The sequence below is a fragment of the Aquisphaera insulae genome, from assembly GCF_011064615.1.
GTDB lineage: Bacteria > Planctomycetota > Planctomycetia > Isosphaerales > Isosphaeraceae > Aquisphaera > Aquisphaera insulae.
This window is the reverse complement of sequence record NZ_JAALJH010000118.1, coordinates 1-22310: the sequence shown is the minus strand read 5'-3', so window position 1 is coordinate 22310 and position 22310 is coordinate 1. Positions and strand designations below refer to the sequence as shown.

General features: G+C 69.3%; 15 protein-coding genes and 1 pseudogene. 8 read left to right on the top strand and 8 right to left on the bottom strand.

What is annotated here, in order from left to right; genetic code table 11:
* Positions 1-295 precede the first annotated feature (295 nt).
* Together G6O54_RS33465 and G6O54_RS33460 are read left to right on the top strand one after the other, a co-directional pair.
* The gene (locus tag G6O54_RS33465) at positions 296-706 is read left to right on the top strand and encodes a hypothetical protein (protein ID WP_165234098.1); all 411 of its coding nucleotides are present in this window, start codon (positions 296-298) and stop codon (positions 704-706) included.
* Between the two features lie 124 nt (positions 707-830).
* On the top strand, positions 831-2810 hold the full coding sequence (locus tag G6O54_RS33460; RefSeq protein ID WP_165234095.1) for a right-handed parallel beta-helix repeat-containing protein: 1980 nt from the start codon (positions 831-833) through the stop codon (positions 2808-2810).
* Between the two features lie 681 nt (positions 2811-3491).
* Here G6O54_RS33460 and G6O54_RS33455 read toward each other — a convergent pair.
* The 5 genes from G6O54_RS33455 to G6O54_RS33435 all read right to left on the bottom strand — a co-directional run bounded on the left by G6O54_RS33455 (position 3492) and on the right by G6O54_RS33435 (position 9319).
* Positions 3492-4928 (bottom strand): arabinose isomerase, encoded by a 1437-nt coding sequence (locus tag G6O54_RS33455; protein ID WP_165234092.1) that lies wholly within the window; start codon positions 4926-4928, stop codon positions 3492-3494.
* Between the two features lie 428 nt (positions 4929-5356).
* Positions 5357-7492, bottom strand: a complete 2136-nt coding sequence (locus G6O54_RS38460; RefSeq protein WP_165234089.1) for a M56 family metallopeptidase — start codon at positions 7490-7492, stop codon at positions 5357-5359.
* Between the two features lie 75 nt (positions 7493-7567).
* Complete coding sequence (locus G6O54_RS33445; protein ID WP_165234086.1) at positions 7568-7966, bottom strand: BlaI/MecI/CopY family transcriptional regulator; 399 nt, start codon at positions 7964-7966, stop codon at positions 7568-7570.
* Positions 7967-8122: 156 nt separating this feature from the next.
* Entirely contained in the window at positions 8123-8731 is a 609-nt protein-coding gene (locus G6O54_RS33440; RefSeq protein WP_165234083.1) for a hypothetical protein, read from the bottom strand.
* A gap of 12 nt (positions 8732-8743) precedes the next feature.
* A complete protein-coding gene (locus G6O54_RS33435; RefSeq protein ID WP_165234080.1) occupies positions 8744-9319 on the bottom strand; it encodes a hypothetical protein in 576 nt (191 codons plus the stop codon).
* 138 nt (positions 9320-9457) lie between these two features.
* Here G6O54_RS33435 and G6O54_RS33430 point away from each other — a divergent pair, with 138 nt between their 5' ends.
* The gene (locus tag G6O54_RS33430) at positions 9458-10210 is read left to right on the top strand and encodes a sterol desaturase family protein (protein WP_165234077.1); all 753 of its coding nucleotides are present in this window, start codon (positions 9458-9460) and stop codon (positions 10208-10210) included.
* On the opposite strand, the gene G6O54_RS33425 is transcribed toward G6O54_RS33430, so the two are convergent.
* On the bottom strand, positions 10197-12035 hold the full coding sequence (locus tag G6O54_RS33425; protein ID WP_165234074.1) for a right-handed parallel beta-helix repeat-containing protein: 1839 nt from the start codon (positions 12033-12035) through the stop codon (positions 10197-10199). The genes G6O54_RS33430 and G6O54_RS33425 overlap by 14 nt on opposite strands.
* 283 nt (positions 12036-12318) lie before the next feature.
* Between G6O54_RS33425 and G6O54_RS33420 the strand changes: the two genes are divergently transcribed.
* The 4 genes from G6O54_RS33420 to G6O54_RS33405 all read left to right on the top strand — a co-directional run bounded on the left by G6O54_RS33420 (position 12319) and on the right by G6O54_RS33405 (position 19970).
* On the top strand, positions 12319-12693 hold the full coding sequence (locus tag G6O54_RS33420) for a hypothetical protein (RefSeq protein WP_165234071.1): 375 nt from the start codon (positions 12319-12321) through the stop codon (positions 12691-12693).
* A gap of 400 nt (positions 12694-13093) precedes the next feature.
* A complete protein-coding gene (locus G6O54_RS33415; protein ID WP_165234068.1) occupies positions 13094-14338 on the top strand; it encodes an efflux RND transporter periplasmic adaptor subunit in 1245 nt (414 codons plus the stop codon).
* 153 nt (positions 14339-14491) lie between these two features.
* Positions 14492-17713, top strand: coding sequence for an efflux RND transporter permease subunit (locus G6O54_RS33410; RefSeq protein WP_165234065.1), 3222 nt, complete (start codon positions 14492-14494; stop codon positions 17711-17713).
* Between the two features lie 358 nt (positions 17714-18071).
* Positions 18072-19970 (top strand): TolC family protein, encoded by a 1899-nt coding sequence (locus tag G6O54_RS33405; protein ID WP_165234062.1) that lies wholly within the window; start codon positions 18072-18074, stop codon positions 19968-19970.
* Positions 19971-20163: 193 nt separating this feature from the next.
* On the opposite strand, the gene G6O54_RS33400 is transcribed toward G6O54_RS33405, so the two are convergent.
* Both G6O54_RS33400 and G6O54_RS33395 read right to left on the bottom strand, forming a co-directional pair.
* Complete coding sequence (locus tag G6O54_RS33400; RefSeq protein WP_165234059.1) at positions 20164-21297, bottom strand: cysteine desulfurase family protein; 1134 nt, start codon at positions 21295-21297, stop codon at positions 20164-20166.
* A gap of 72 nt (positions 21298-21369) precedes the next feature.
* On the bottom strand, positions 21370-21693 hold the full coding sequence (locus tag G6O54_RS33395; protein ID WP_250847211.1) for a hypothetical protein: 324 nt from the start codon (positions 21691-21693) through the stop codon (positions 21370-21372).
* A 347-nt stretch (positions 21694-22040) separates the two neighbouring features.
* Between G6O54_RS33395 and G6O54_RS33390 the strand changes: the two are divergent.
* A pseudogene (locus G6O54_RS33390) lies at positions 22041-22310 on the top strand (hypothetical protein); the annotation flags it as partial.

Here is a 22310-nt window from a genome sequence, read left to right as displayed (position 1 = left end):
GGCGAGCCCTCTGATGCCCTCCCCCCCACGTGGGGGAGGGTTAGGGAGAGGGGGCGGATGGAGCGAGCCGTCGACCGGGGGAACGGCTGAATATCGCGGTGAGCCTGATTGTATTGAGGCTCGTTCACATGTCATCAGCGATAGCCCCCTCTCCCTAACCCTCCCCCACGAAGGGGGGAGGGGACGGGAGTTCGACGCCGCGCTTTTGGGTGAGGAGGAGCCGGGTCACGGAGAGACTCGTGAGATCGAGCCCGAGCCCGGAGTGCCGGGCGTTTCAAGCGGGGCGAGCCCTCTGATGCCCTCCCCCACGAAGGGACGGGAGTTCGACGCCGCGCGTCGGGGTGAGGAGGAGCCGGGTCACGGGGAAACCTGTGAGATCGAGGCTGAGCCCGTCGAGGCCGACCGCTGGGAGCTCGCCCCGATCGTGATCGCGGAGGACGCCCACGAGCCGCTGCCGGAGGACGTGCGGAATTGGAAGCGGCCGGAGCCGGCTCCCGCGTCCGAGGAGGCGCCGATCTCCCAGACGGCCGAGGAGATGCGGGAACGGGTCAGGGCCGACGAGGGGTCGCACGAGCGAAGCGAGCGAACCCAAGAGCCGACGGCCGGAGGGAAGGAAATCCGGACGTTCATCGACCTGCTGGCCCTCAACCTGGAGACCCCGATCGGCCGCGGGCCGGATTATCGCAGGCTGCCGCGGCGCGAGTAGGGCTCGCCGGGAAGGGGCGAGGGGCGAGGCCGACCCCGGTCCTTTCCTCGGCATCGGGCTGGCGATAGGCTGAGGTGAGGGGCGGGCGGGCGGTCGGGCCGACGCGGGCCGGAGGAGTGGGGCGATGAACGACACGGCGACACGTGAAGATGCGATGGGCCTCTGGTCTGGGCGGGCGCGGGCCCTGGCGGTGGCCGCGGCCCTGGCCCTGGTCCTGGCCGCGACGGCGGGGCTGATGCCGGGGGGCGCACGGGCGGCGGACGGGACGTATTACGTCGATGGCGACCGGGGCGACGACGGCCGGGACGGCATGGCGCCGGGGCGAGCCTGGCGGAGCATCGACAGGGTCAATGCCGCCGCCGAGATCCGGCCCGGAGACCGCGTCCTCTTCCGTCGCGGCAGCACCTTCCGGGGCTCGCTCCGGCCGCACGGCGGGGCGAAGGACCGGCCGGTCGTGTATGGGGCGTATGGCGATGCCGGGGCGCCGAAGCCTCGCCTGCTCGGATCCGCCGATCGCAGCCGGCCGGACGACTGGGTCGAGGTCCGGGCGGGGATCTGGGCCACCCGGCCGGTCGCCTATCGCCCGCGGCCCGGCGCCGTCGCCCGCGACCTGACCGGCGACTCATGGTCGCTCTACGTCGAGGGCGGGGCGAGGGCCCGTTGCGAGGTCGTGGACGGGCTCGGGCCGGGGGGCGATCGGCGTGGGCTGCGGGTGAGCGGCGAGGCGCCGGGGACGGCCGCGCATCACGTCCAGCTCTCGACCGCCGGGCTGGACGTGCGCCGCGGGGGCGACTATCGCCTGGTCTTCCGCGCCCGGGCCACGACGGCCGTCGTGCCGACGGCGATCGCCCTGATGCGGGCGTCGCCGCCGTGGACCGGGTACGCCACCGTGCGGCCCGGTACCCGCGATCGCGACCGCGATCGTCTGAAGATCGCGCCCGAGTGGTCCGAGCAGGCCGTCCTGTTCCACGCCGACGGCTCGGACCCGGCCGCCCGGCTCACCGTCTTCCTTGGGGGGGCCCTGCCCGCCGGGACCGTGCTCGAGCTGGCCGGCCTCCGCCTGGAGCCGGTCGAGTGCAACCAGGCCCAGCCGCTCTCCGTGGACGTCGGCAACGTGGTCTTCGACGGGGGGCGGCGGACGGGCGTCAAGAAATGGGGCCGGAATGAATTGAAGGCGGCCGACGACTACTATTACGACCCGGCCGGCCTCCGCGTCTTCCTCCGCTCCGACGGGCCGCCCACCGATCGCGCGCGGTCGATCGAGCTGGCCCTGAATCGGCCGATCGTCGACGAGACCGGCGTGCGGTTCGTCCGCTATCAGGACCTGGACCTCCGCCAGGGCGCCGGGCACGGGATCGGCGGCTCGGACGTGGAGGGGATCACGGTCGCCGGCTGCGACTTCTCCTACATCGGCGGCGGCCATCAGTTCACCGACGCCGACGGCCGTCCCGTCCGCTTCGGCAACGCCGTCGAGTTCTGGGCGAACGCCCGCGACTGCCTGGTCGAGCGGTGCCGGATCGGCGAGGTCTACGACGCCGCCCTCACCAACCAGGGCTCCGGCGTGAACGTCCAGAAGAACATCGTCTATCGGTTCAATACGATATGGAATAGTGAGTACTCGTTCGAGTTGTGGGACCGCGACGAGGCCAGCCGGATGGAGGACATCCGCTTCGAGTTCAACACCTGCGTCGACGCCGGCTACGGCTGGGCCCACGGCCAGCGGCCTGACCCCAACGGCCGTCACCTGATGCTCTACGACAGCTCGGCGCGGGCGTCGGGGGTGGTGATCCGGGGCAACGTCTTCTCGAGGGCCCGCGACAGCCTGCTGCGGCTCCACGGCCGCGACTGGACGAAGGCCCTGGCGATGGACGCGAACGTCTGGCATCAGCCGGCCGACGTCGGCGGCGGGGCGGTCCTGCTCTGGCAGGATCGGGCCCTCGGCCGCGTCGAGGCCGAGTCGTTCCTCCGCGGTCGCGGATTTGATCGTCATTCCGTGTTCGACGATCCCCGGTTCGTCGACCGCGCCCGCGGGGACCTCCGCCTCGCCCCCGAGAGCCCCGCGCGGGGGCTCGTCGACGGCCGCGACGCCGGGGCCGGCGGCTGAGCGCGACCCGCCGGGCGGCGCCTCGCCGGGGCCAGAGGCGAGGCTCAGCCGGCGGAGGCGCGCGGGCCTCGGGACGCGGTCAAATCCGGCTCTCCCCCTGACCAGGCGAGTCTTGACCCACGAGTGAGGCGGTCCATTCCGGTCCCCTACCCCACACGGGGGGGAGGGGACAGGAAGGCACGCCCCGCCCGCCATGTCTGCCTCCTGAGCCAGGGCATTCTTGCACTCGAGGGTGACGATGAGCCAAGCGGGAGGCGGGCAGGCCGAGTGGGTGGACTGGCTCTTCACCAGGGCCGAGGCGGTCCCGTGGTGTTCCACCACGGCCACCCGAAGGGTCTGCGTCGGAGCAAAAGCTGTCAACGTCCGCCATTGCGGATCGCGACAATCCCGTCCGAGCCGGAAGCGTCAGCGACGGTTCCTCTAGCCCATGCGGGAGTCAGAACGATCACGACGAGGCAGGCCGAGACTTCGTAAACGTTGTGATTTCAAGAATGACCGTCGCTGACGCTTCCGGCTCGGACGGAAGGGATTTCAAGAATGACCGTCGCTGACGCTTCCGGCTCGGACGGAAGGGATTTCAAGAATGACCATCGCTGACGCTTCCGGCTCGGACGGAAGAGCCGATCCACCGCGGGTCGCCGTCACGGGACTGTCGGGTTGAGCGTGAAGTGTCTTGATTCCTCAGCAGATCCGGACCACGTCCATACCGAGCAGGCTGCCGAGCTTCTCGAGCTTGGAGGCGATATGGCCGACACCGACGGCGCAGTGGTGGGCGGGGCCCTGGCGGTTCCACTCCTCGACGAAGCGGCGGACGCCCAGGGAGAAGCGATAGCGGCTGTTCGTGTTGCCGATCTCGAGGATCGGGCCGGCGACGGATTCGCCCTCGGCGACCTGGAGGTGGAGGCGGCCGTCGACGGCCTGGACGACGGCGAGGAGCGTCACCGGGCCGTGCTTCACGGACATCTCCACGGAGAGGCCCCGGCCCACCTTGCCGTGGTAGACCCGGAGCGGCCGGACCTTGGTCTTCCCCTCCGCGATCGCGATGTGGCCGGGGCCGTCGTGGCCCATCAAGACCACATCGTGCCGGTAATCGAGCGCGTAGTACTCCGTGAACGAACCCCCGGCGCCGAAGGCGTCCATGATCTTCATCGCCTGGACGTTCTTGATCTCCATCTCGCCGGCCACCGGGATCCCCCGGCCGGTCAGGAGCGAGGTGCCCAGGATGATCGAGCTGATCGCGTCCTCGTTCTGGGGGTTGCCCACGCCCATGTAGTAATAAGCAAGCGACCCGAGCTTGTGCCGCTCGACCAGGACGTCGAGCGCCACCGAGGTCCGCGCGGCGCGGTCGAGCTCGTCGGGCGGGCAGTCGTCCTGGACGTCGAAGGCCTCGCGGAAGTAGGCCGAGCGGTCGCGGACCTGGTCGGAGGTCACCTCGGCCCGGAGGCTCGCGAGCTCGTCGACCTCGACGATCTCGACGTGGCCGCCGAAGTGGGCGGACTGCTGGGTGAGGTCGGAGTAGATGTCGAGCATGCCGCAATAATAGTGGCCCATGACGCCCAGGCGGTTGTGCTCCATCGTCCGGACGACGCGGGCGGCCTCCACCCAGGCGTCGACCTCGGCCCAGCAGGCGGGGTCGTCGCCGGCGTCGAGGAGGCCGGTCACCTGGTGGAACGGGATCCGCGCCCGGTTGAAGACGCTGGCGATCTCCGGGACCGGGCAGGCCGCGCAGAAGGCCAGCCACTCGCCGGTCATCCGGGTCCGGTCCTTCATCCGGTTGAAGGCCGCGTAGTCGATGGCGGGCGCCGGCTGGAGGTCCAGGATGATCACCGGGACCCTGGCCCGGCGGACGACCGGCAGGACCGTGGAGGAGAGGGCGTAGGTGGTGACGTGGAGGAAGATCAGGTCGACGTCGGACCGCCGGAAGGCATGGCCGGCGTGCACGGCCTTCTCGGGCGTGTCGATCAGGCCGAGGTCCACGACCTCCACGCCGGGCCTCGCGAGCCTGCGGTGGACCGTCGCGAGGTAGCCCTCGAGGCGTTCCTTGAGGCCGTCGAACTGCGGCCAGTAGGTATCCAGCCCGATGCCGAAGAGGCCGATCTTGAGCCCGCTGCTGGCCATGGCCATCTCGCCGGGGCCGGGGATGAAGGAGCGGGCGAGGTCGCTCGCGCCGCGTCGCGTCGCACCGGACGGACGAGGAACACGCCCCGCGGGGGCCGGCCCCTGGTCTCCATGATAGATCGCGCCGAGGGGGTTCGGAAGGGGCTCTCGGTAGGGGCGAGGGATGAGGGGCGAGGGGCGTGGAGGAAGGGGCGAGGGGCGAGGGGGAACGGATAGGGGGACGCGAATGAGGCTCGGGGGGCAAGAGTCGGGCGCCGTAGTTCCGGGTGGCTGTGGCGGAGTCGAAGACGACGCCACGGGATCGCCATGGCCCGCGCGAGAGGCTCGGGCCTCGCGTCGAGCCGCTGCGATCCCGTGGTGTCGCTGCGCTTCCACCACAGCCACCCGGAGCGTCAATCCTGGGCGTCCTCATCGGACGAAGCTGCGTCTCAGCCCTCGTCCTTCAGGGACTTGATCTCCTTCAGGAGCATCTCGACCTTGCTCTCCAGGTCCTTGATCCGGCGGTCGCGATCGGGCTTCGCCTCGAACTTGGTGTCGGGCTTCGCCTCGAACTTGGCGTCGTGGTGCGCCTCGGCCTCGGCCTTGTGCTTGTGGGCTTCGTCGCGGGCGGCCTGGGCCTTCGCGCGGGCCTCGGCCTCGACCATCTTCTGCTGGGCCTTCGCCGCGTGCTCCTTCGCCTTCACGGCGGCGGCCTCGGCCTTCTCCTTCACCTTCTTCTCGAAGTCGGAGCCGGGGCCGAACTTCTCCTCCATCTTCTTGCCGAGGGACTCCATCTTCTTCTCGAAGTCGGAGCCGGGGCCGAACTTCTTCTCGAAGTCGGAGCCGGGGCCGAACTTCTTCTCCATCTCGGCGCCGAAGGCTTCCATCTTCTTGGCGAACTCGGAGCCGTCGCCGAACTTCTTCTCCATCTCGGCGCCGAAGGCTTCCATCTTCTTGGCGAACTCGGAGCCGTCGCCGAACTGCTTCTCCATCTCGGCGCCGAACTTCTCGCCCCAGGCCTCCATCTTCTTCTCGAAGTCCGGCCCGAGCGCCTCCTCCACCGACTTCTCGATCTTCTCGGCGAACTCGTCCGCGTCCTTGTCGTCGTCGTCGTCGTCGTCGCCCTTGGCCTCGGACTTCTCGGCGGCCCTGGCCTTCTCCTTATCCTTCTTCAGCTTCGCCCTGTCATCGTCCTTGTCCTTGTCCTTGTCGTCGTCGTCGTCATCGTCATCGTCCTGGGCCACGGCGATGGCGGCATCGGCATCGGCATCGTCGTCCTCGGCGGCGTCGGGGGGCTGCGGCCGTTCGGCCTCGGCGGCGAACGCCGGGGGGGGCACGACGGGCTTCGCCAGGGACCACGAGGGGAGGGCGAGCAGGCCGAGCAGGCAGGCGGCGGCCAGGGGGACGGGGGCGATCCGGCAGGCGGAGGGGTCGTCGCGATGAGCATTCAGGACCATGATCAATCTCCTCTCAAGGAATCGGCCGGAGCCGGCGACGCCCAGTGCGGGCGCCGGCGCGGGTTTCGGCCGGAGCGGGGACAACTCGGAACAGATCTGGAGCAGGACCTCGGCGTAGGCGTGCCGGTCGCGGTCGGCCGGCAGGGTGGAGACGACCCAGGCGTCGCAGGCGAGCTCGGCCTCGGCGTCGATCCGGCGGCGGGCGATCCAGTAGAGCGGGTTCCACCACCAGACGAGCCCGGCGGCCAGCTCGAGGCGGCTGACCCAGTGGTCGCCGCGGCGGAGGTGGGCGAGCTCGTGGGCGAGGATCCCGCGCCAGCGATTGGCGTCGATGGACTTGACCAGGTGGGCGGGGATCAGGAGCCGCGGCCGCCCCAGGCACCAGAGCAAGGGCGAGCCGATGCCCGTCGCCACCAGGACTTCCGGCGGCCGGACCCGCAGCGCCCGGCCGAGTTCCTCGGCCTCGTCGACGAGCCACTCCGGCGCCGGGACCGCGTCGCGGAGCCGGCCGCGGAAGGCCAGGATCCGGCGGCCCTGCACCGCGGCGAGGGCCGCCGCCCCCACGCCCCAGCCGATCAGGAGCCAGCGGCAAAGATCGGACGAGGAAGGCAGAGACAGCCAGGCCGGGAGGATCGACGCCCCGGCCGGGCCGGCCGTCGGGGTCGCCCCCGCCTCCCGTTCGCCGCGGCGAGAGGCCCGCAGGCGTCCCGCGCCGGCGGCCTCGCGGAGGTCCATGGCGGCGGCGTCAAGGCCCCGCAGGGACGTCCGGCCCCCCTCCCCTTCCGCCGAGTACGAGACCGGCATCGCGACGGCCGCCGGCGAGGGTTCCCCCTCGGGGGCGATCGCGACACCGGCATCGATGCCGGCCTCGGCCTCGGCCTCGGCCGCAACGTCGTGGTCGCTCGCGGCGATCTCCGCGGGCTCGCCCGACGGCTCCGCGGCCGGCAGGATTGGCAGGGGGACCGACCAGGGGGCCGGCACCACCGGCGGGGTGACGAGCTTGACGAGCACGAGGACCCAGAGCAGGTGCCGGGCGGGCGCCCCCAGGGCCGTCAGCCGGCCGCAGAGGGCGGCGGCGGCGGCGAGGCTCCCGGCCACGAGGGTTGTCTCCGCGAACCACCAGAGCATGAGCGGCCTCCTCGAAATCCCGGAGGAAATGCACGTCCCCGAATCGGACTTCAGGTCGCGTTGCGTCCCGTCCCGTCACTTCTGCTTCGGACCCTCGCGCTCCGCGGCGTCGGCGAGCATCCGGCGGAGCCGGGTCAGCTCGTCGGGGGAGAACGTGTTGCCCTGGACCAGGGCCAGCAGCAGGGGCGCGGCGCGGCCGTCGCAGAGCTCCGCCGCCGCGTCCTTGAGCCGGCGGTCCAGCAGCTCCTCGCGGGTCACCGCCGCGCGGTAGAGATGCGGCACGACCGTCGCATCCGAGTCCGCGTACCCCTTGGTGTGGAGCCGCTGCAGGAGGGTCGCCACCGTCGTGTACGCCCAGGTCCGCCCCCGCCCCTCGAGCCGCTCCCGGACCTCGCGGACCGTCGCCGGCCCGCCATCCCAGAGCACCCTCAGGACCTCCCGCTCCGCGTCGCTCATCCCCGGCCGGTTCGCCATCCCAGGCCCCCTCGACGTTCACCATCGCGGCTTGATCTACAACTTGTAGTAGGAAGGTTACTACGACTTGTAGAAGGACGCAAGGGGGATTCGCGGGGGGCGGGGAAATATTTCGGGCGGGGGAGGATTATGGAGGGCTGGACGATCGGGGCGAGGTCATCGCCTGATGAGGACCTCGATCCACGAGGCCACGCCGATGGCGATCCAGAGAGCTCCGAGCAGCCGGCCGAGGCGGTCGACGCGGGTCGGCTCGGCCCGCCAGCGACCGCCCAGCCAGAGGAGGAGCCAGGTCAGGGCGACGGCCGGGCCGAGGGAGTCCTTGATGCCGACCACGCGGAGCGTGAAGATGCCTTCCAGGCCGAGGTGGCCGACGCCGGGAAAGGACGTGTTCCTGAGCGAGGTGCTGAGGTCGAAGAGAGACCGTACGAGGGCGAAGGTCAACGCGACCCAGGACACCGAGCTGGCCGTCAGGCCGGGCGATCGGGCGAGCCGGAGACGGCGGCGAGGGCGACGGTCCTGGGGGCGGACCAGGCTCAGGGGCAGGAGCGCCGCCGTGAGTACCACCAGGGGCGGCACGCACGCGTGGAGTCGCTCGCGAGTCCCCATCACGCCCCTGTTGTACGGCTCGCGCGAGAGGAACTCATGGAGCGCCGGGAAACATCGCATGTACGACCGGGTCATCGCCAGCGCCACGGCCGAGGCCGCGATCAGCACCATCGCATCGGCCAGCCCGAACCGTCGTCGATGTCGCGGCCCTGGTGCCATGGCCGGGGGTCCTCACATGAACCAGCTATGGAAGGGATCGATGATGCAGACGGCGATCCAGTAGAGCCCGAGCACCCGCCCGGCGCGGTCGTTCCAGGTCGCGGCGGGGTGCCACCAGCCGGCGATCCAGAGGGCGAACCACGTCGCCGCCACGGTCAGGCCCACGGTGTGCGTGATGGGCGGGAGCGTCGTCGGTCTCGGGGCGACGAGTTGGAGCCATTGCCAGAGATCGGCGGGCGGGCGTCTTCTATCCCGCAGGTTCGTCGCCGCCATCTCGATCAGGAATCGACCCGCGGACAGGAGGACGGCCATGCCGGGGACGAGGCCCGGTCGTCGCCAGGTCCGTCGGCCCTCGCGGGGGATGAATCCCAGGGCGAGCGTCGCCACGCTCCACCAGGCGAACAGCGGGACCGTCGCCAGGAGCCGCTCGCGCGGGAGGTCCCGGGGCGCGCGAGGGGTGATCACCCAGCCGGTCATCTCATAGGAGTCGAGGACCTCGTTCATCGCCACCAGGCCGTAGGCGGCGATCAGCCCCATCGCGACGAACCAGAGGCAGGAAAGCGCCCGGTCGACTCGCTTCGAAGCCATGGTCCTGTCCTGTTTGCCCGCCCGCCACGCGTTTCTTTTCCAGAGCAGGTCGCTACCTTACCATGGTGCGTGACCCGTCGCAGCCTCCCGCCCGCGATCCGCGGGGAATCCGGATGGGGACGCACTCAGGGAATCGTCATGAACGCGATCCTGGATGCCTTCGCCCGAATGTCGTTCCGAGAGGCCCTCGGCTGGATGCTGGTCGAGAACGCGGTCCTCTTCGGCGTGGCGGTCCTCGGCGGGGACCTGCTGGTATGGATCTTCCGCACGCGGAGGGTCGGACCTTTGCCGCCCCCCGTGGAGGCGAAGGAGCTGGCGTGGGCGGCCTGCTGCGTGGTCCTCAACACGCTGGTCACGGCCGCGGGCTGGTGGCTCTGGCGGTCGGGGTACATCGTCATCCGGCGGGACACCGGCGCGCGGGCCTGGCTCGACGCGGCCGCGCTGCTCTTGATGATGGACCTGGCGATGTACCTGACGCACCGGATCGCCCATCATCCCTGGGCCTTCCCGCTGGCCCACGCGACCCACCACCAGTATGACCGGCCCCGCCCGCTGGACCTCTTCGTCCTCAATCCGATCGAGGCGCTCGGCTTCGGGGCACTCTGGCTGACGATCCTCCTGCTCTATTCGTCCTCCTGGCTCGGCATCCTCGTCTACCTGGCGCTGAACCTGGCGTTCGGGGTCGTCGGCCATCTCGGGGTCGAGCCGCTGCCGCGGTCCTGGGCCGAACACCGGCTGATCCGGCTCTTCGGCACGAGCACCTTCCACGCGGGGCACCACCGCGACGACCGGGGGAACTTCGGATTCTACACGTCGATCTGGGATCGGCTCTTCGGTACGCTCCACCCCCGCGATGCCCGGAGCCAACTCCCTCGTCTTACCAGACCTTGATCGGGGTCGTCCCCCGGCCGAGTGCCTCGAACGGCCCGGGCGTGGGATGGGGAGACGTCCGCAAGGCGCCCAGGTAATCGAGGTCCATCCGGACGGGGGAGCCGTCGGGCTGCTCGTAGGGGAGGTTCGGGATCAGGGCCTTGCCCAGGCGCCCGGCGGTGACGGGCGCGGTCCTGAGGTCGGAGAGGAGGCCCGGGTCGAGGGCCAGCACCAGGAAGAGATGGCCGTCCTTCGCGACCAGCCGGGGCGCGGGGTTGACGTCCGGCTTCACCAGGGGATTCTCCTCATGAGCGGAGGGCTTCGAGCCGTTGAGGAAGAGGTTGCCGGCCATCGCGACGGGGAGCCGCGCGGCGTCGTACGGGGTCAGGTCGGCGCGGGCCGTGAAGACGTTGTTGAAGTAGCGGTCGTCGCCGCAGGGGTTGTCGTGCAGGCCCGCGAGGGCCGTGGAGTGGGCCGGGTGGAACGGGGTCTTGCGGGCGTCGTAGGCCACGATGTTCATCGTCCCGCCGAAGAGGTTGTGGACGAAGGCCCCGCCGCGGGAGACGGTGGCCAGCGACCGGGGGGAGAGGAAGACGTTGTCATCGACCAGGAAGGGGCCGTGATCGACCTCCAGGAACAGGTCCTCCTCGTTGTCGTGGAGGAGGTTGCCGGCGACCCGCGTCCCCTGGGCCATCCAGTCCAGCCAGATGCCCAGGCAGGTCCGCGCGACCTGATTGTGGAGGATCTGCACGTCGATCGCGGCGTGGAGCTTGATCCCGGCCATCTCGGCGCCGGTGAAGAGCTTGCGGACGTGGATGTCGTGGATGGAATTGCCGCGGATCGTGCTGCCGATCGCGCCCAGGCTGCCGACGATGCCGGTCTGCTCGCAGTGGGAGATCTCGTTGTCGCGGACGACGTGATGGCCGACGGTCTCCATGTTCCAGCCGCGGCCCAGGGCGCGTTCGATGGTCTTCACGTAGCCCTCGGCGGTGTCGGCCGAGGTGTTGTCCCAGCGGTCGCCGTACTTGCCGAGCGAGACGCCCGAGCAGGTCGAATGGCTGATCCGGTTCCCCTCGATGATCCAGCCCCGGCTCCAGTGGGGGCCGATGATGCCGACCTGCTCGGCGGTCGGCGGGGCCCACGGGGCGGCGGCGTGCTTGAGGGTGAAGCCGCGGACCGTGATGTAGTCCCGGCCCGGCCGATCGGGATAGAAGACGGTGCGGCGGACGTTGACCTCGACGAGGTGGTGATTGGGATCGATGCCGGGGAACTGGGCCCGGATCGTCGTGCGGCCGTCGGCGACCTCGGCGAACCAGAGCGAGGGGCCGCCCGGGGCCGGCGGCTTGCGGAGGTCATCGCGGGACCTCGCCTCGACGAGCCAGTCGCCGTTAAGGTAGACGGCGCCGGCGTGGTGGACCCGCCCCCTGGGGTCGAACCAGTCGCCGCGGAGGACCTCGGCGAAGGGATTGAAGGCGCCGAAGAAGGATCCCGGGAGGGTGACCTTCCAGACGAGGCCGCCGTCCTGGTCCCGGTCCTTCGTCCAGCCCGAGACGGCCTCCGAGCCCTTGATCTCGACGGCCTCCCCGGGCGCGGCCTGGTAGGTGATCCGCCGGGCGTCGGACTCGCCGCCGCGGGGCGGGTTGACGCGCTCGCGATAGGTGCCCGCATGGACCACGACGACGTCGCCGGGCATGGCGGCCTCGGCGGCGCGGCCGATGGTGCGGAAGGGGGCGGTCGGCGACCCGGAGTGGGCATCGTTGCCCTGGGTCGAGACGTGGATCTCGGCGGCGGCGGCGAGGGGCGCGATCCAGGCGACGGCGATCGCGGGGAGGATGATCGGCTTCATGATGCCTCCGGGGCGGGGGGCCACGGGCGTGGCCGTTCCCTCAAGGAGTGGGCCGGCCGGCCGGTCGGTCGGTCGATCGGCGGTCGTTCGGGCGGGATGTTCTCCGTTGGTGAGCCTACCGCCATGCCGGCCTCAATGCCATGGGGCGAACCGGCACGGGATTCGCAGCGTACGGAACGAAGTAAGGTCGCAACGGACCTTTAATTGCATCAGCTTGACGAGCGAGGACCGATCGCCTAAGATTCCTCGCATTCCTCTCTTCGGGATGGGAGCCAAAACGATCATGCGTGGTCGGTTGATTCATCATGGTATTCGGAGCCTGGTCGCACTGGCGCTCCTGGTAGCCATGGTAATCTCGCCGATTCGGCCTGCGCGAGCGCTTGGCGCCTTGTCCTCGCCGAGCTTCCAGGCGCGACAAATCACCAAGATTGGCGGTCGCGACCTGATCGGGGCGGTGGGTCAACCTTCCCTCAAGCAGGCCCACTTCCTTCAGGCTGATATCAAGGACGAGCTGGAAGCTGAGATCGAGGACGACCTGATCGTCATCGTTCCGCCGGCTTTTGCATCGTCACAGATCCTCCCCTCTCCCCGCATCGAGTCCTGCTCCGAACCGATTCACTTTGCTGTTGCGCTCGTGGCTCGACCGCTCCGTTGCTGATCCGTCCCCCGGTCCGTGTCGTCCGCGGATATGCGGGCGCGATCACCTCGAGGGGATGAAGAGCGCTTCCGTCGGGCCCGTCATGGTCCCGACCATCACCCCGTGGCCCGTGCCCCGACTTCGGCCGACGCGCCGATGCTTGCACGATGGGCCTCGTTGAGGGGAATTGCGGAACCCGCGATGGGAGTGCCGCTCCCGGATGCGTGGCCCGGTCGTGGGCTCATATGCTCTCAGGTCCGGCTCCCTCGGATAACCTCCCCGGGCCCCGGACGGCCGTCGTGCGCATGTCGCAGGCAGAGGTGCTTGCGGAGCCAGCGGGTTGGAACATGTGCGTGGGTTCCCGTCATCCGAAGCGTCTGGGATGTCAAGCGGCCGCGAACCGGCCAGGAGTGCAAGGGCCATGAATCCCGTCATGTTTGCCGTGCGGCGACCGATCACGACGCTCGCGCTGGTTGCGGCGGTCGCGGGCGGCGGCGTCCTCGGGCTGACGAAGATGGGGGTGGAGATCTTCCCCCCGCCCGTCACGGCCAGGCTCCGGGCGTGCGTCGACGGCATCGAGGGGGGGGCCCGGCACGCCAAGGTCTACCTCGCCGGCAAGTACGAGTCGTATTTCCACAAGCACGAGGAAGAGGTCCACGTCGAGCCGCACAAGATCGTGGGGACCAAGCCGGAGTCGAAGGACGTCACGATCACCCAGGAATATGTCTGTCAGATCCACTCGCAACGGCATATCGATCTCTGCGCGCTGGAGAGCGGCTACCTGGAGGAGATCAACGTCCGGGAAGGCCAGGCGGTGAAGAAGGGGGACGTGCTGTTCCGGATCCTGCCGGTCCTCTACAAGGCGAAGCTGGACGCCGAGGTGGCCAAGGCCAACCTCGCCCAGATGAAATACAACTACACCAAGAAGCTCTCCGACGATAAGGTCGTCTCGCCGAACGAGCTGAAGCTGCTCGAGGCCGAGCTGGCGGAGGCCACGGCCAAGGCGGACCTGGCCCGGGCGGAGCTGAACTTCACCAACGTCAAGGCCCCCTTCGACGGCATCGTCGATCGGCTCCTCGAGCGGGAGGGGAGCCTGATCAAGGAAGGGGACGCGCTCACGACCCTGTCCGACAACAGCGTGATGTGGGTCTATTTCAACGTCCCGGAGAAGGGCTACCTGGAATACATGGCCACGCCGGAGTCGGAGCGTGCGGATCAGAAGATCGAGCTCGAGCTGGCGAGCCTGAAGAAGTTCAACCACGTCGGCAAGATCGGGGCGATCGAGGCCAAGTTCAACAACGAGACCGGGAACATCGCCTTCCGGGCGGACTTCCCCAACCCGGAGCGGCTGCTGCGCCACGGCCAGACCGGCAAGGTGCTGATCCATCACGTGATGAAGGACGCCCTCGTGATCCCCCAGCGGGCGACCTTCGAGAACCTGGCCAAGCAGTACGTCTACGTGGTGGACAAGGACGACGTGGTGCATCAGCGCGAGATCGAGATCGGCAACGTGCTGGACGACATCTACGTCATCAAGAAGGGGGTCGAGGTCGGGGACCGGATCGTCCTGGAGGGGGCGCGGCAGATCCGCGAGGGCCAGAAGGTCGAGTACGAGTTCCGCGAGCCCGAGGTGGTCATGGCCAACCTGAAGAACAAGGCGGAATGAGCGGGAGGGGCGAGGGACGAGGGGCGAGGGGCGAGGAGGACGGGGAGCAGCCCCCGGACGATCGCCGGTTCGTCTCCCCGGCCGTCCCTCCCGGCCCCTCTCGCCTCGGCCCGCGTCCCTCGCCCCCCCCTTAGGCCCGAGACCCGCAGGACCATGTTCGCAAAGATCCTCTACCGACCGGCGCTGGCGATCGTCATCTCGATCCTGATCCTGTTCCTGGGCGGGCTGGCGATCAACACCCTGCCGATCAGCCAGTTCCCCTCGGTGGCGCCGCCGAGCGTGATCGTCCAGGTCTCGTTCCCGGGGGCCAGCGCCGAGGTGCTGGTGGACTCGGTGCTGATCATCCTGGAGCAGGCGATCAACGGCGTGCAGGACATGCGGTACATGGCCTCGGCGGCCACCAGCGCCGGCGAGGGTGCGATCCAGATCATCTTCGAGCCGGGCACGGACCCGAACGTGGCCGTGCTCAACGTGAACAACCGGATCCAGATCGTGAAGAACCGGCTCCCCCCCATCGTGGAGCGGGAGGGCATCATCGTCATGCAGGCCATGACGAGCATGCTGATGTACGTGAACATCTTCAGCACGGACAAGGGCCTCGACCAGAACTTCCTCTACAACTACGTCACGGTCAAGCTCCTGCCGGAGATCCGGCGGACCCGCGGCATCGGCTCGGCGAACATCCTGGGCAATCGCGCGTACGCGATGCGGATCATGCTCAACATCGACCGCATGCGGGCGTACAACGTCTCCGCGGCGGACGTGATGAAGGCGGTGGCGGAGCAGTCGATGATCGGCTCCCCCGGGCGGCTCGGCCAGGCGACGGGCAAGACGTCGCAGACGGTGGAGTACGTGCTGACCTGGGTGGGCCGCTACAACACGCCGGAGCAGTACGAGAACATCATCCTGAAGGCGAACCCCAACGGCGAGAACCTGAAGATCAAGGACGTCGCCACGGTGGAGCTGGGGTCGTCGTTCTACGACCTCTACTCGGACATCGACGGCAACCCGTCGGCCGCCATCGTGCTCAAGCAGCTCCCCGGCACCAACGCGGCGACGATCATCGAGGAGGTCAAGGAGAAGCTCAAGGAGTTCAAGGAGAAGACGTTCCCGCCGGGCATGGACTACGAGGTGAGCTACGACGTCTCGAGCTTCCTGGAGGCCTCGATCGAGAAGGTGCTCCACACCCTGTTCGAGGCCTTCGTGCTGGTGGCCCTGGTGGTCTTCCTCTTCCTCGGCGACTGGCGGAGCACGCTGATCCCGACCCTGGCGGTCCCGGTGTCGCTGATCGGCACGTTCTTCTTCATGCTCCTGTTCGGCCTGTCGATCAACCTGATCACGCTCTTCGCGCTGGTGCTGGCGATCGGCGTCGTGGTGGACGACGCCATCGTGGTGGTGGAGGCGGTGCACGCCAAGATGCACGAGAAGCACCTCTCCCCCTACCGGGCGACGATGGAGGTCATCCACGAGATCAGCGGGGCGATCATCGCCATCACCATGGTGATGACGGCGGTGTTCATCCCGGTGACCTTCATGACCGGGCCGGTCGGCGTCTTCTACCGCCAGTTCGGGCTCACGATGGCGATGTCCATCGTCCTCTCCGGCGTCGTCGCCCTGACCCTGACGCCGGTCCTCTGTGCCATGCTCCTGAAGCCCCACACGCCCCACGTGGGATGGCGGGGGCCGCTGGCGCTGTTCCTCCACGCCTTCGACCGCCTGGTCGAGAAGGTCACCGGGGGCTACGCGGCGGTGCTCCGCCCGATCGTCACCCGACGGGCCCTGACCCTGCTGGTCATCTCGGCCTTCGGGACCGGCATCTACTTCGTGAACAACCACCTGCCCTCGGGCTTCATCCCGCTCGAGGACCAGGGCATGATCTACGGGATCATCCAGACGCCCCCGGGCTCGACGCTCGAGTACACCAACTCCAAGTCCCACGAGCTGCAGGACATCGCCCGCAAGGTGGAGGGGGTCACCTCGGTCTCGTCGCTGGCCGGCTACGAGGTGCTCACCGAGGGCCGCGGCTCGAACGCCGGGACCTGCCTGATCAACCTCAAGAACTGGTCCGACCGCAAGCTGACCTCGCGGCAGATCATCGAGGAGCTGGAGGAGAAGGGGAGCAAGATCTCGAACGTGAAGCTCGAGTTCTTCGAGCCCCCCGCGGTCCCCGGCTTCGGGGCGGCCGGCGGCTTCTCCGTCCGCGTCCTGGACCAGACGAACTCGATGGACTACCAGGAGCTGGGCCGGGTGACCCAGAAGTTCATGGAGGCGCTGGAGAAGCGCAAGGAGGTGAAGGGGCTGTTCACCTTCTTCGCCAGCAACTACCCGCAGTATGAGCTGATCATCAACAACGACGTGGCCATGCAGAAGGGGGTCACGATCGCCGACGCGATGGACAACCTGTCGATCGTGGTGGGGAGCACCTGGGAGCAGGGCTTCGTCCGGTTCGGCCAGTTCTTCAAGGTGTATGTCCAGGCGTCGCCGGAGTTCCGCCGGTTCCCCGAGGACTTCGCCAACATGTTCGTCAAGAACGACAAGGGGGACATGGTCCCGTACTCGTCGTTCATGCAGATCAAGAAGAAGCAGGGGCTCAACGAGATCAACCGGTACAACCTCTATCCGTCGGCCGCGATCCAGGGGGCGCCCGCCCGGGGCTTCAGCACCGGCCAGGCGATCCAGGCGATCCAGGAGGTGGCCAAGCAGACCCTGCCCCCCGGCTACGACATCGGCTGGGAGGGCCTCTCCTACGACGAGGCGCGGAAGGGGAACACGGCGATCTACATCTTCCTGATCGTCGTGGTCTTCGTCTACCTGGTGCTCGTCGGCCAGTACGAGAGCTTCATGCTGCCGCTGGCGGTCATCCTGTCGCTGCCGGTCGGGCTCTTCGGGACCTTCCTGCTCCTGAAGCTCACGGGCCTGGCCAACGACGTCTACGCCCAGATCGGCCTGGTCATGCTGGTCGGCCTGCTGGGCAAGAACGCGATCCTGATCGTCGAGTTCGCGGTCCAGCGGCATCGCGAGGGGGTCAGCCTCAAGGAGGCGGCCATCGAGGGCGGCAAGCTCCGCTTCCGGCCGATCCTCATGACCTCCTTCGCCTTCATCGCCGGCCTCCTGCCGCTGGTCGTCGCCACCGGCCCGGGGGCGATCGGCAACCGGACCATCGGCACCGCCGCGGTCGGCGGCATGCTCGTGGGCACCATCTGCGGCGTCCTGGTGATCCCGGGCCTCTATTACCTGTTCGGCGTGCTCGCCGACAAGCGGAAGCTCCTCCGGGACGAGGTGGATACCCCCGTCACCGAGATCTTCCAGGGAGGGCATGGGCCCGGGCATGACCACGATCACCACGACGAGGATGAACGCGATCATGTGTTTTAGGGAGCGGGGCGTCGTCCGCACGGCCGCGAGCTCTCGGGCTTGACGGTTCGACGGAAACCCGCTAGACCATCAATCTAACTCATTTCGTAGGATGCCGGGGGTATCTTCACCCCGGGGCCGGGCGTCGATCGGGATCGGAAGTCCGCCCCCTCTCCCCGGCGAAGCAGCACGCCCACTCGGTGATCCCTCTCGATCGTGGACGGTCCGCGAGGCGAGGGGAGGAGGACTCGACGGTTGTTCGGGGCGAGGCCCTCAGGAGGAGGGTCGGCGTGCCCGGGCGGTTGGATCGTGGTCGTATCGCTCTCGTCAGCGGATGGCCGAGATATTTCTCCAGGTCGAAGTTTCAAGGATGAAACGGATGGACCGGTTAGCGAACACCCCGAACGCAAGGCCCGGTCGGCGCGCGGTCGCACTGGCGACCGTCTGCGGCCTGCTGCTGGTCCTGCCGTCCTGCGGCATCCCCGCCCTCCGCAAGCCGAAGCGGGCCCCCGACCTGCCCGGAGACTTCAACGGGGCGAGCAGCCCGGACAACACGTCCAAGGTCTGCATCGAGGACTTCTTCGCCGACCCGATGCTGACCGGCCTGATGCACCAGGCCATGGTCGGCAACCAGGAGCTGAGGATCCTCGGCGAGGAGATCCAGATCGCCAGCAACGAGATCATGGCGCGGCAGGGGGCGTACATCCCCTTCGTCATGATGGGGGGCGGCATCGGCATGGACCGGCCCAGCCGCTACACCCGCGAAGGGGTCGTCGACAACACCCTCGACCTGCTCCCCGGCAAGCCGTTCCTGAACCCGCTGCCGAACTATTCGCTCGGCCCCATCCTCTTCTGGACGCCCGACATCTGGCGGCAGTTGCACAACGCCCGCGACGCCGCGACGATGCGCTACTACTCCACCGGCGAGGGCCGGAGCTTCCTCGCGACCCGGCTGATCGCGGAGATCGCCGAGAACTACTACATGCTCCTCTCCCTGGACAAGCAGCTCGAGATCCTCGACAGCATCATCGCCCTCCAGGAGCAGAGCCTCCAGGTCGCCAGGGCGCTGATGGACGCGGCCCGCGGCACCGAGCTGGGCGTCCAGAGGTTCCAGGCCGAAGTCCGCAAGAACCAGAGCGAGAAGCTGATCGTCAAGCAGCAGATCATCGAGGTCGAGAACCGGATCAACTTCCTCGTCGGCCGGTTCCCCCAGGTCGTCGAGCGCAGGTCCGGCGACTTCATCGAGCTCAGGCTGCATGAGCTCAGCGTGGGCGTCCCCGCGGAGATCCTGCGGAACCGGCCCGACGTCCGCCAGGCCGAGCGCGAGCTGGCGGCCACCGGCCTGGACGTGAAGGTCGCCTGGGCCCGCTTCCTGCCGGTCCTGACCATCACCGCGGGCGTCGGCTATGCCGCCTTCAACCCGGCCTACATCTTCACCTCGCCCCAGGCCCTGGTCGCCACCCTCGCCGGCAACATGGTCGGGCCGCTGATCAACAAGAAGGCCATCCGGGCCGACTACCTCACCTCCAACGCCCGCCAGCTCGAGGCCGTCTACCACTACCAGCAGGTGATCATCAACGCCGTCACCGAGGTGGTCAATCGCCTCAACAAGGTGGAGAACTACCGCAACAGCATCGAGATCAAGAAGCGGGAGGTGCTGGCGCTCGAGGCCTCGGTGGACTCCGCGACCCGGCTCTTCCAGAACGCCCGGGCCGAGTACATCGACGTCCTCTTCGCCCAGCGCGACCTGCTGAACGCCCGGCGGATCCTGATCGACACCAAGAAGGAGCAACTGACCGCCGTCGTGGACACGTACCAGGCGCTCGGCGGCGGCGGCTACCTCTTCCCGGTCATCATGCCGGAGCCGCTGGTGACGCCCCACCGCTGGAAGGACTTCTTCTGGTACTCGCGCGAGAGGCGGAAGGCCGTGCCCCCCACCCCGCCGCCCGCCGGCGCCACCGCCGCCGCGGGCATCCCCGGCGTGCTCCCGCCGATCGGAGAGCGAGAGCCGGCGGCCACCGGGCCGGCCCCGCCCCCCTCCGATCTCCCCTCCGCCCCCGGCCGGATGCCGGCCGACGCCAACACCGGCCCGGCCCCGCCGGGCACCAAGCCCGTGGACCCGTACCTGGGGCCTCGAGAGAAGGTCAAGCCGCCCGATCCGCTCGCGGTCCCCACGCCTCCCGACAGAGGGGACGGGCTCCCGGACCCGCTGCCGTCCATCAACCCACCACCGGGCGCGCCGACCTCGGCGACCGGGGGCGACCTCAAGCCGAAATGACCCGGACCAATACGGACTAACCACAGAGGCACGGAGGCACAGAGAAGACGCGGGGAAGAGAAGGACGGAACAAATGGGGACGGCCAGGAATCGCGTTCTTGGCCTGAATGGGCCGTGAATCAGGCCCAACATCAACCCTATTTGCCGGACTCCTTCCCTTCCCGCTCTTCTTTGTGCCTCTGTGCCTTCGTGGTTAGTTCGCTTCCAGTATGGGGAGGATGCGGCGGATGGCCTCTTCGATGTCGGCCGCGGTGGTGTTCGCGCCCAGGCTGAAGCGGACCGAGGAGCGGAGCCGGTCGTCCGGCACCCGCATGGCGACCAGGGTGGGGCTCGGCCGGCTCGCGCCGCTGGAGCAGGCCGAGCCCAGCGAGGCGGCGACCCCGGCGAGGTCCAGCTGCATCAGGAGGCCGTCGCCGTCGAGCCCCGGGAATCCCAGGTTCACGGTCTGGGGGAGCCTGCGGGCGTCGTCCTCGGGACCGTTGCGGATCACCCGCCCCGGCCCCAGGGCCGCGACCAGGGCCGATTCGAGCCGGTCGCGGAGCGCGACCCACGCCGCGGTCCGCTCCGCCGCGCGGGCCTGCCAGATCTCCAGGGCCTTCGCCAGGCCGACGGCCAGCGGCACGGCGACGGTCCCGGGCCGGCGCCCCTGCTGCTGGCCGCCGCCGAGGAGCCGGGACCTGAGCCGGACCCCCCGCTTCACCAGGAGCAGGCCCACGCCCACCGGCCCGTGGAACTTGTGGGCGCTCGCCGCCAGGGTGGAGACCCCCAGGGCGCGGAAGTGCACGGGGATCCGCCCCACCGCCTGGACGGCGTCGGTGTGCACCGGGATCCCGCGCGGGATCGCCAGCCCGGCGAGCTCCCGGACCGGCTGGATCGCGCCGGTCTCGTTGTTGGCGAGCATCAGCGTCGCCAGCCGGGTCCGGCCGGTGAAGGACTCGGCCATCCGGCGGGCGTCGGCGACTCCCGATCGGTCGACCTCGGGGCGGTCCACGGCGAAGCCATCGGCCTGGAGGCTCGCCACCGGCTCGGCGACGGCGGGGTGCTCGATCGGCGATGAGACGATGTGGCCGGCCCCGGACTCCTCGCCCGAGAGCCCGAAGAGGGCCAGGTTGTTCGCCTCGGTCCCCCCCGAGGTGAACACCACCTCGGCCGGATCCGCCCCGAGGATCCGCGCGACCGACTCCCTGGCCTCCTCCCAGGCCCGCCGGGCGGCCCGGCCCGCCGCGTGCCGGCTCTCCGCGTTCCCCCCGGCCAGGAAATGCGGCCGCATCGCCTCCAGGACCTCCGGGTCCAGGGGCGTCGTCGCGTTGTGGTCCAGGTAGATCATCGCGGCGTCAACTCTTCGATGGCCTCGCTCGCGGCCCCCACGGCCGGCGCCGGGCCGAGGCATTCCCCCATCTTACCCGAGGCACCGCATGGTCAGCAGCAGCCCGATCACGAAGACCGGGATTCCCACGATGAAGAACGGCCCGATGCACAGGGCCATGCCGACGACCATCATCCCGAATCCGACCGCGATCCCCGTCAGCCGACTAACCAGATTGAGGACCAGGAGGACCAGGCGAATGGGGAGGGTTACGATGAACCAGGCGGCGCGGAAAAGCTCCCTCGTCAGCCGCCAGGCCCCGCGTCCCAGGAGCCGCCCGCCACGAGCCCGCATGGCGGGCGCATAAGCCGGGTAGGAAAGGGCTTCGGGAAAGCCTGATGGCGTCCTCTTGGCCATCCGCGAGGGCCTCGACGGTGCGTACTGGGCTTGCTTCATGAAGGAGTCTGGGTTAGAAGACTGCGCGAGGTTCCAGGCCGCGGGGCGGGATCGTCGCGAGGGACCACTAAGGTCTTCGTCGCATCCCCCGGCGGGCTTGACGGGTTCTTGACGGATTCCCGCCCGGCCCGCCCTGATCCCCGGTCCGGCCCACCTGGGGTATTCGCCGGCCGGCGGAATCCCTTGGAGCCTCCAGGATTATTCCGCTCGCGGCGAGTTTGACAAGGAGCCCGGCCGGGACGGATTTCCGGGCCGGAGCGAATCGAGAGGCATCGGGTGGGGCAGGGCAAGGCAAGGAGGCCGCGACCGTGCGACAGGTCCTTCTCGTCGTCTTGATCGTGGGCGCCGCATTCGCGGGCGGCGCCCTCGTCAATGGCCCGGCACTCCAGTGGGCCCAGGCCCGCCTGCTCGACTACATGGGATTGAAGGACGGTGGCGAGATCGCCTCCGTGGACGTGCCCGGAGGCGCGGCTCCCGGGCCGCAAGGCGCGGCACCGGTCCCCCCGGCCCCGGCGGGCAAGCCCAGGGACAAGCCGGGCCCGGCTGCGTCGGCACCCCCGGCCGCCCCGCCGGCCATG

What these genes read in the sequence shown, in the direction of transcription:
- G6O54_RS33415 (WP_165234068.1), top strand. Translation starts at nt 13,094, where the DNA reads ATGAATCCCGTCATGTTTGCCGTGCGGCGACCGATCACGACGCTCGCG.
- G6O54_RS33435 (WP_165234080.1), bottom strand. Translation starts at nt 9,319, where the DNA reads ATGGCTTCGAAGCGAGTCGACCGGGCGCTTTCCTGCCTCTGGTTCGTC.
- G6O54_RS33410 (WP_165234065.1), top strand. Translation starts at nt 14,492, where the DNA reads ATGTTCGCAAAGATCCTCTACCGACCGGCGCTGGCGATCGTCATCTCG.
- G6O54_RS38460 (WP_165234089.1), bottom strand. Translation starts at nt 7,492, where the DNA reads ATGCTCTGGTGGTTCGCGGAGACAACCCTCGTGGCCGGGAGCCTCGCC.
- G6O54_RS33465 (WP_165234098.1), top strand. Translation starts at nt 296, where the DNA reads ATGCCCTCCCCCACGAAGGGACGGGAGTTCGACGCCGCGCGTCGGGGT.
- G6O54_RS33425 (WP_165234074.1), bottom strand. Translation starts at nt 12,035, where the DNA reads ATGAAGCCGATCATCCTCCCCGCGATCGCCGTCGCCTGGATCGCGCCC.
- G6O54_RS33395 (WP_250847211.1), bottom strand. Translation starts at nt 21,693, where the DNA reads ATGGCCAAGAGGACGCCATCAGGCTTTCCCGAAGCCCTTTCCTACCCG.
- G6O54_RS33430 (WP_165234077.1), top strand. Translation starts at nt 9,458, where the DNA reads ATGAACGCGATCCTGGATGCCTTCGCCCGAATGTCGTTCCGAGAGGCC.
- G6O54_RS33460 (WP_165234095.1), top strand. Translation starts at nt 831, where the DNA reads ATGAACGACACGGCGACACGTGAAGATGCGATGGGCCTCTGGTCTGGG.
- G6O54_RS33405 (WP_165234062.1), top strand. Translation starts at nt 18,072, where the DNA reads ATGGACCGGTTAGCGAACACCCCGAACGCAAGGCCCGGTCGGCGCGCG.
- G6O54_RS33400 (WP_165234059.1), bottom strand. Translation starts at nt 21,297, where the DNA reads ATGATCTACCTGGACCACAACGCGACGACGCCCCTGGACCCGGAGGTC.
- G6O54_RS33455 (WP_165234092.1), bottom strand. Translation starts at nt 4,928, where the DNA reads ATGGCCAGCAGCGGGCTCAAGATCGGCCTCTTCGGCATCGGGCTGGAT.
- G6O54_RS33445 (WP_165234086.1), bottom strand. Translation starts at nt 7,966, where the DNA reads ATGGCGAACCGGCCGGGGATGAGCGACGCGGAGCGGGAGGTCCTGAGG.
- G6O54_RS33440 (WP_165234083.1), bottom strand. Translation starts at nt 8,731, where the DNA reads ATGGCACCAGGGCCGCGACATCGACGACGGTTCGGGCTGGCCGATGCG.
- G6O54_RS33420 (WP_165234071.1), top strand. Translation starts at nt 12,319, where the DNA reads ATGCGTGGTCGGTTGATTCATCATGGTATTCGGAGCCTGGTCGCACTG.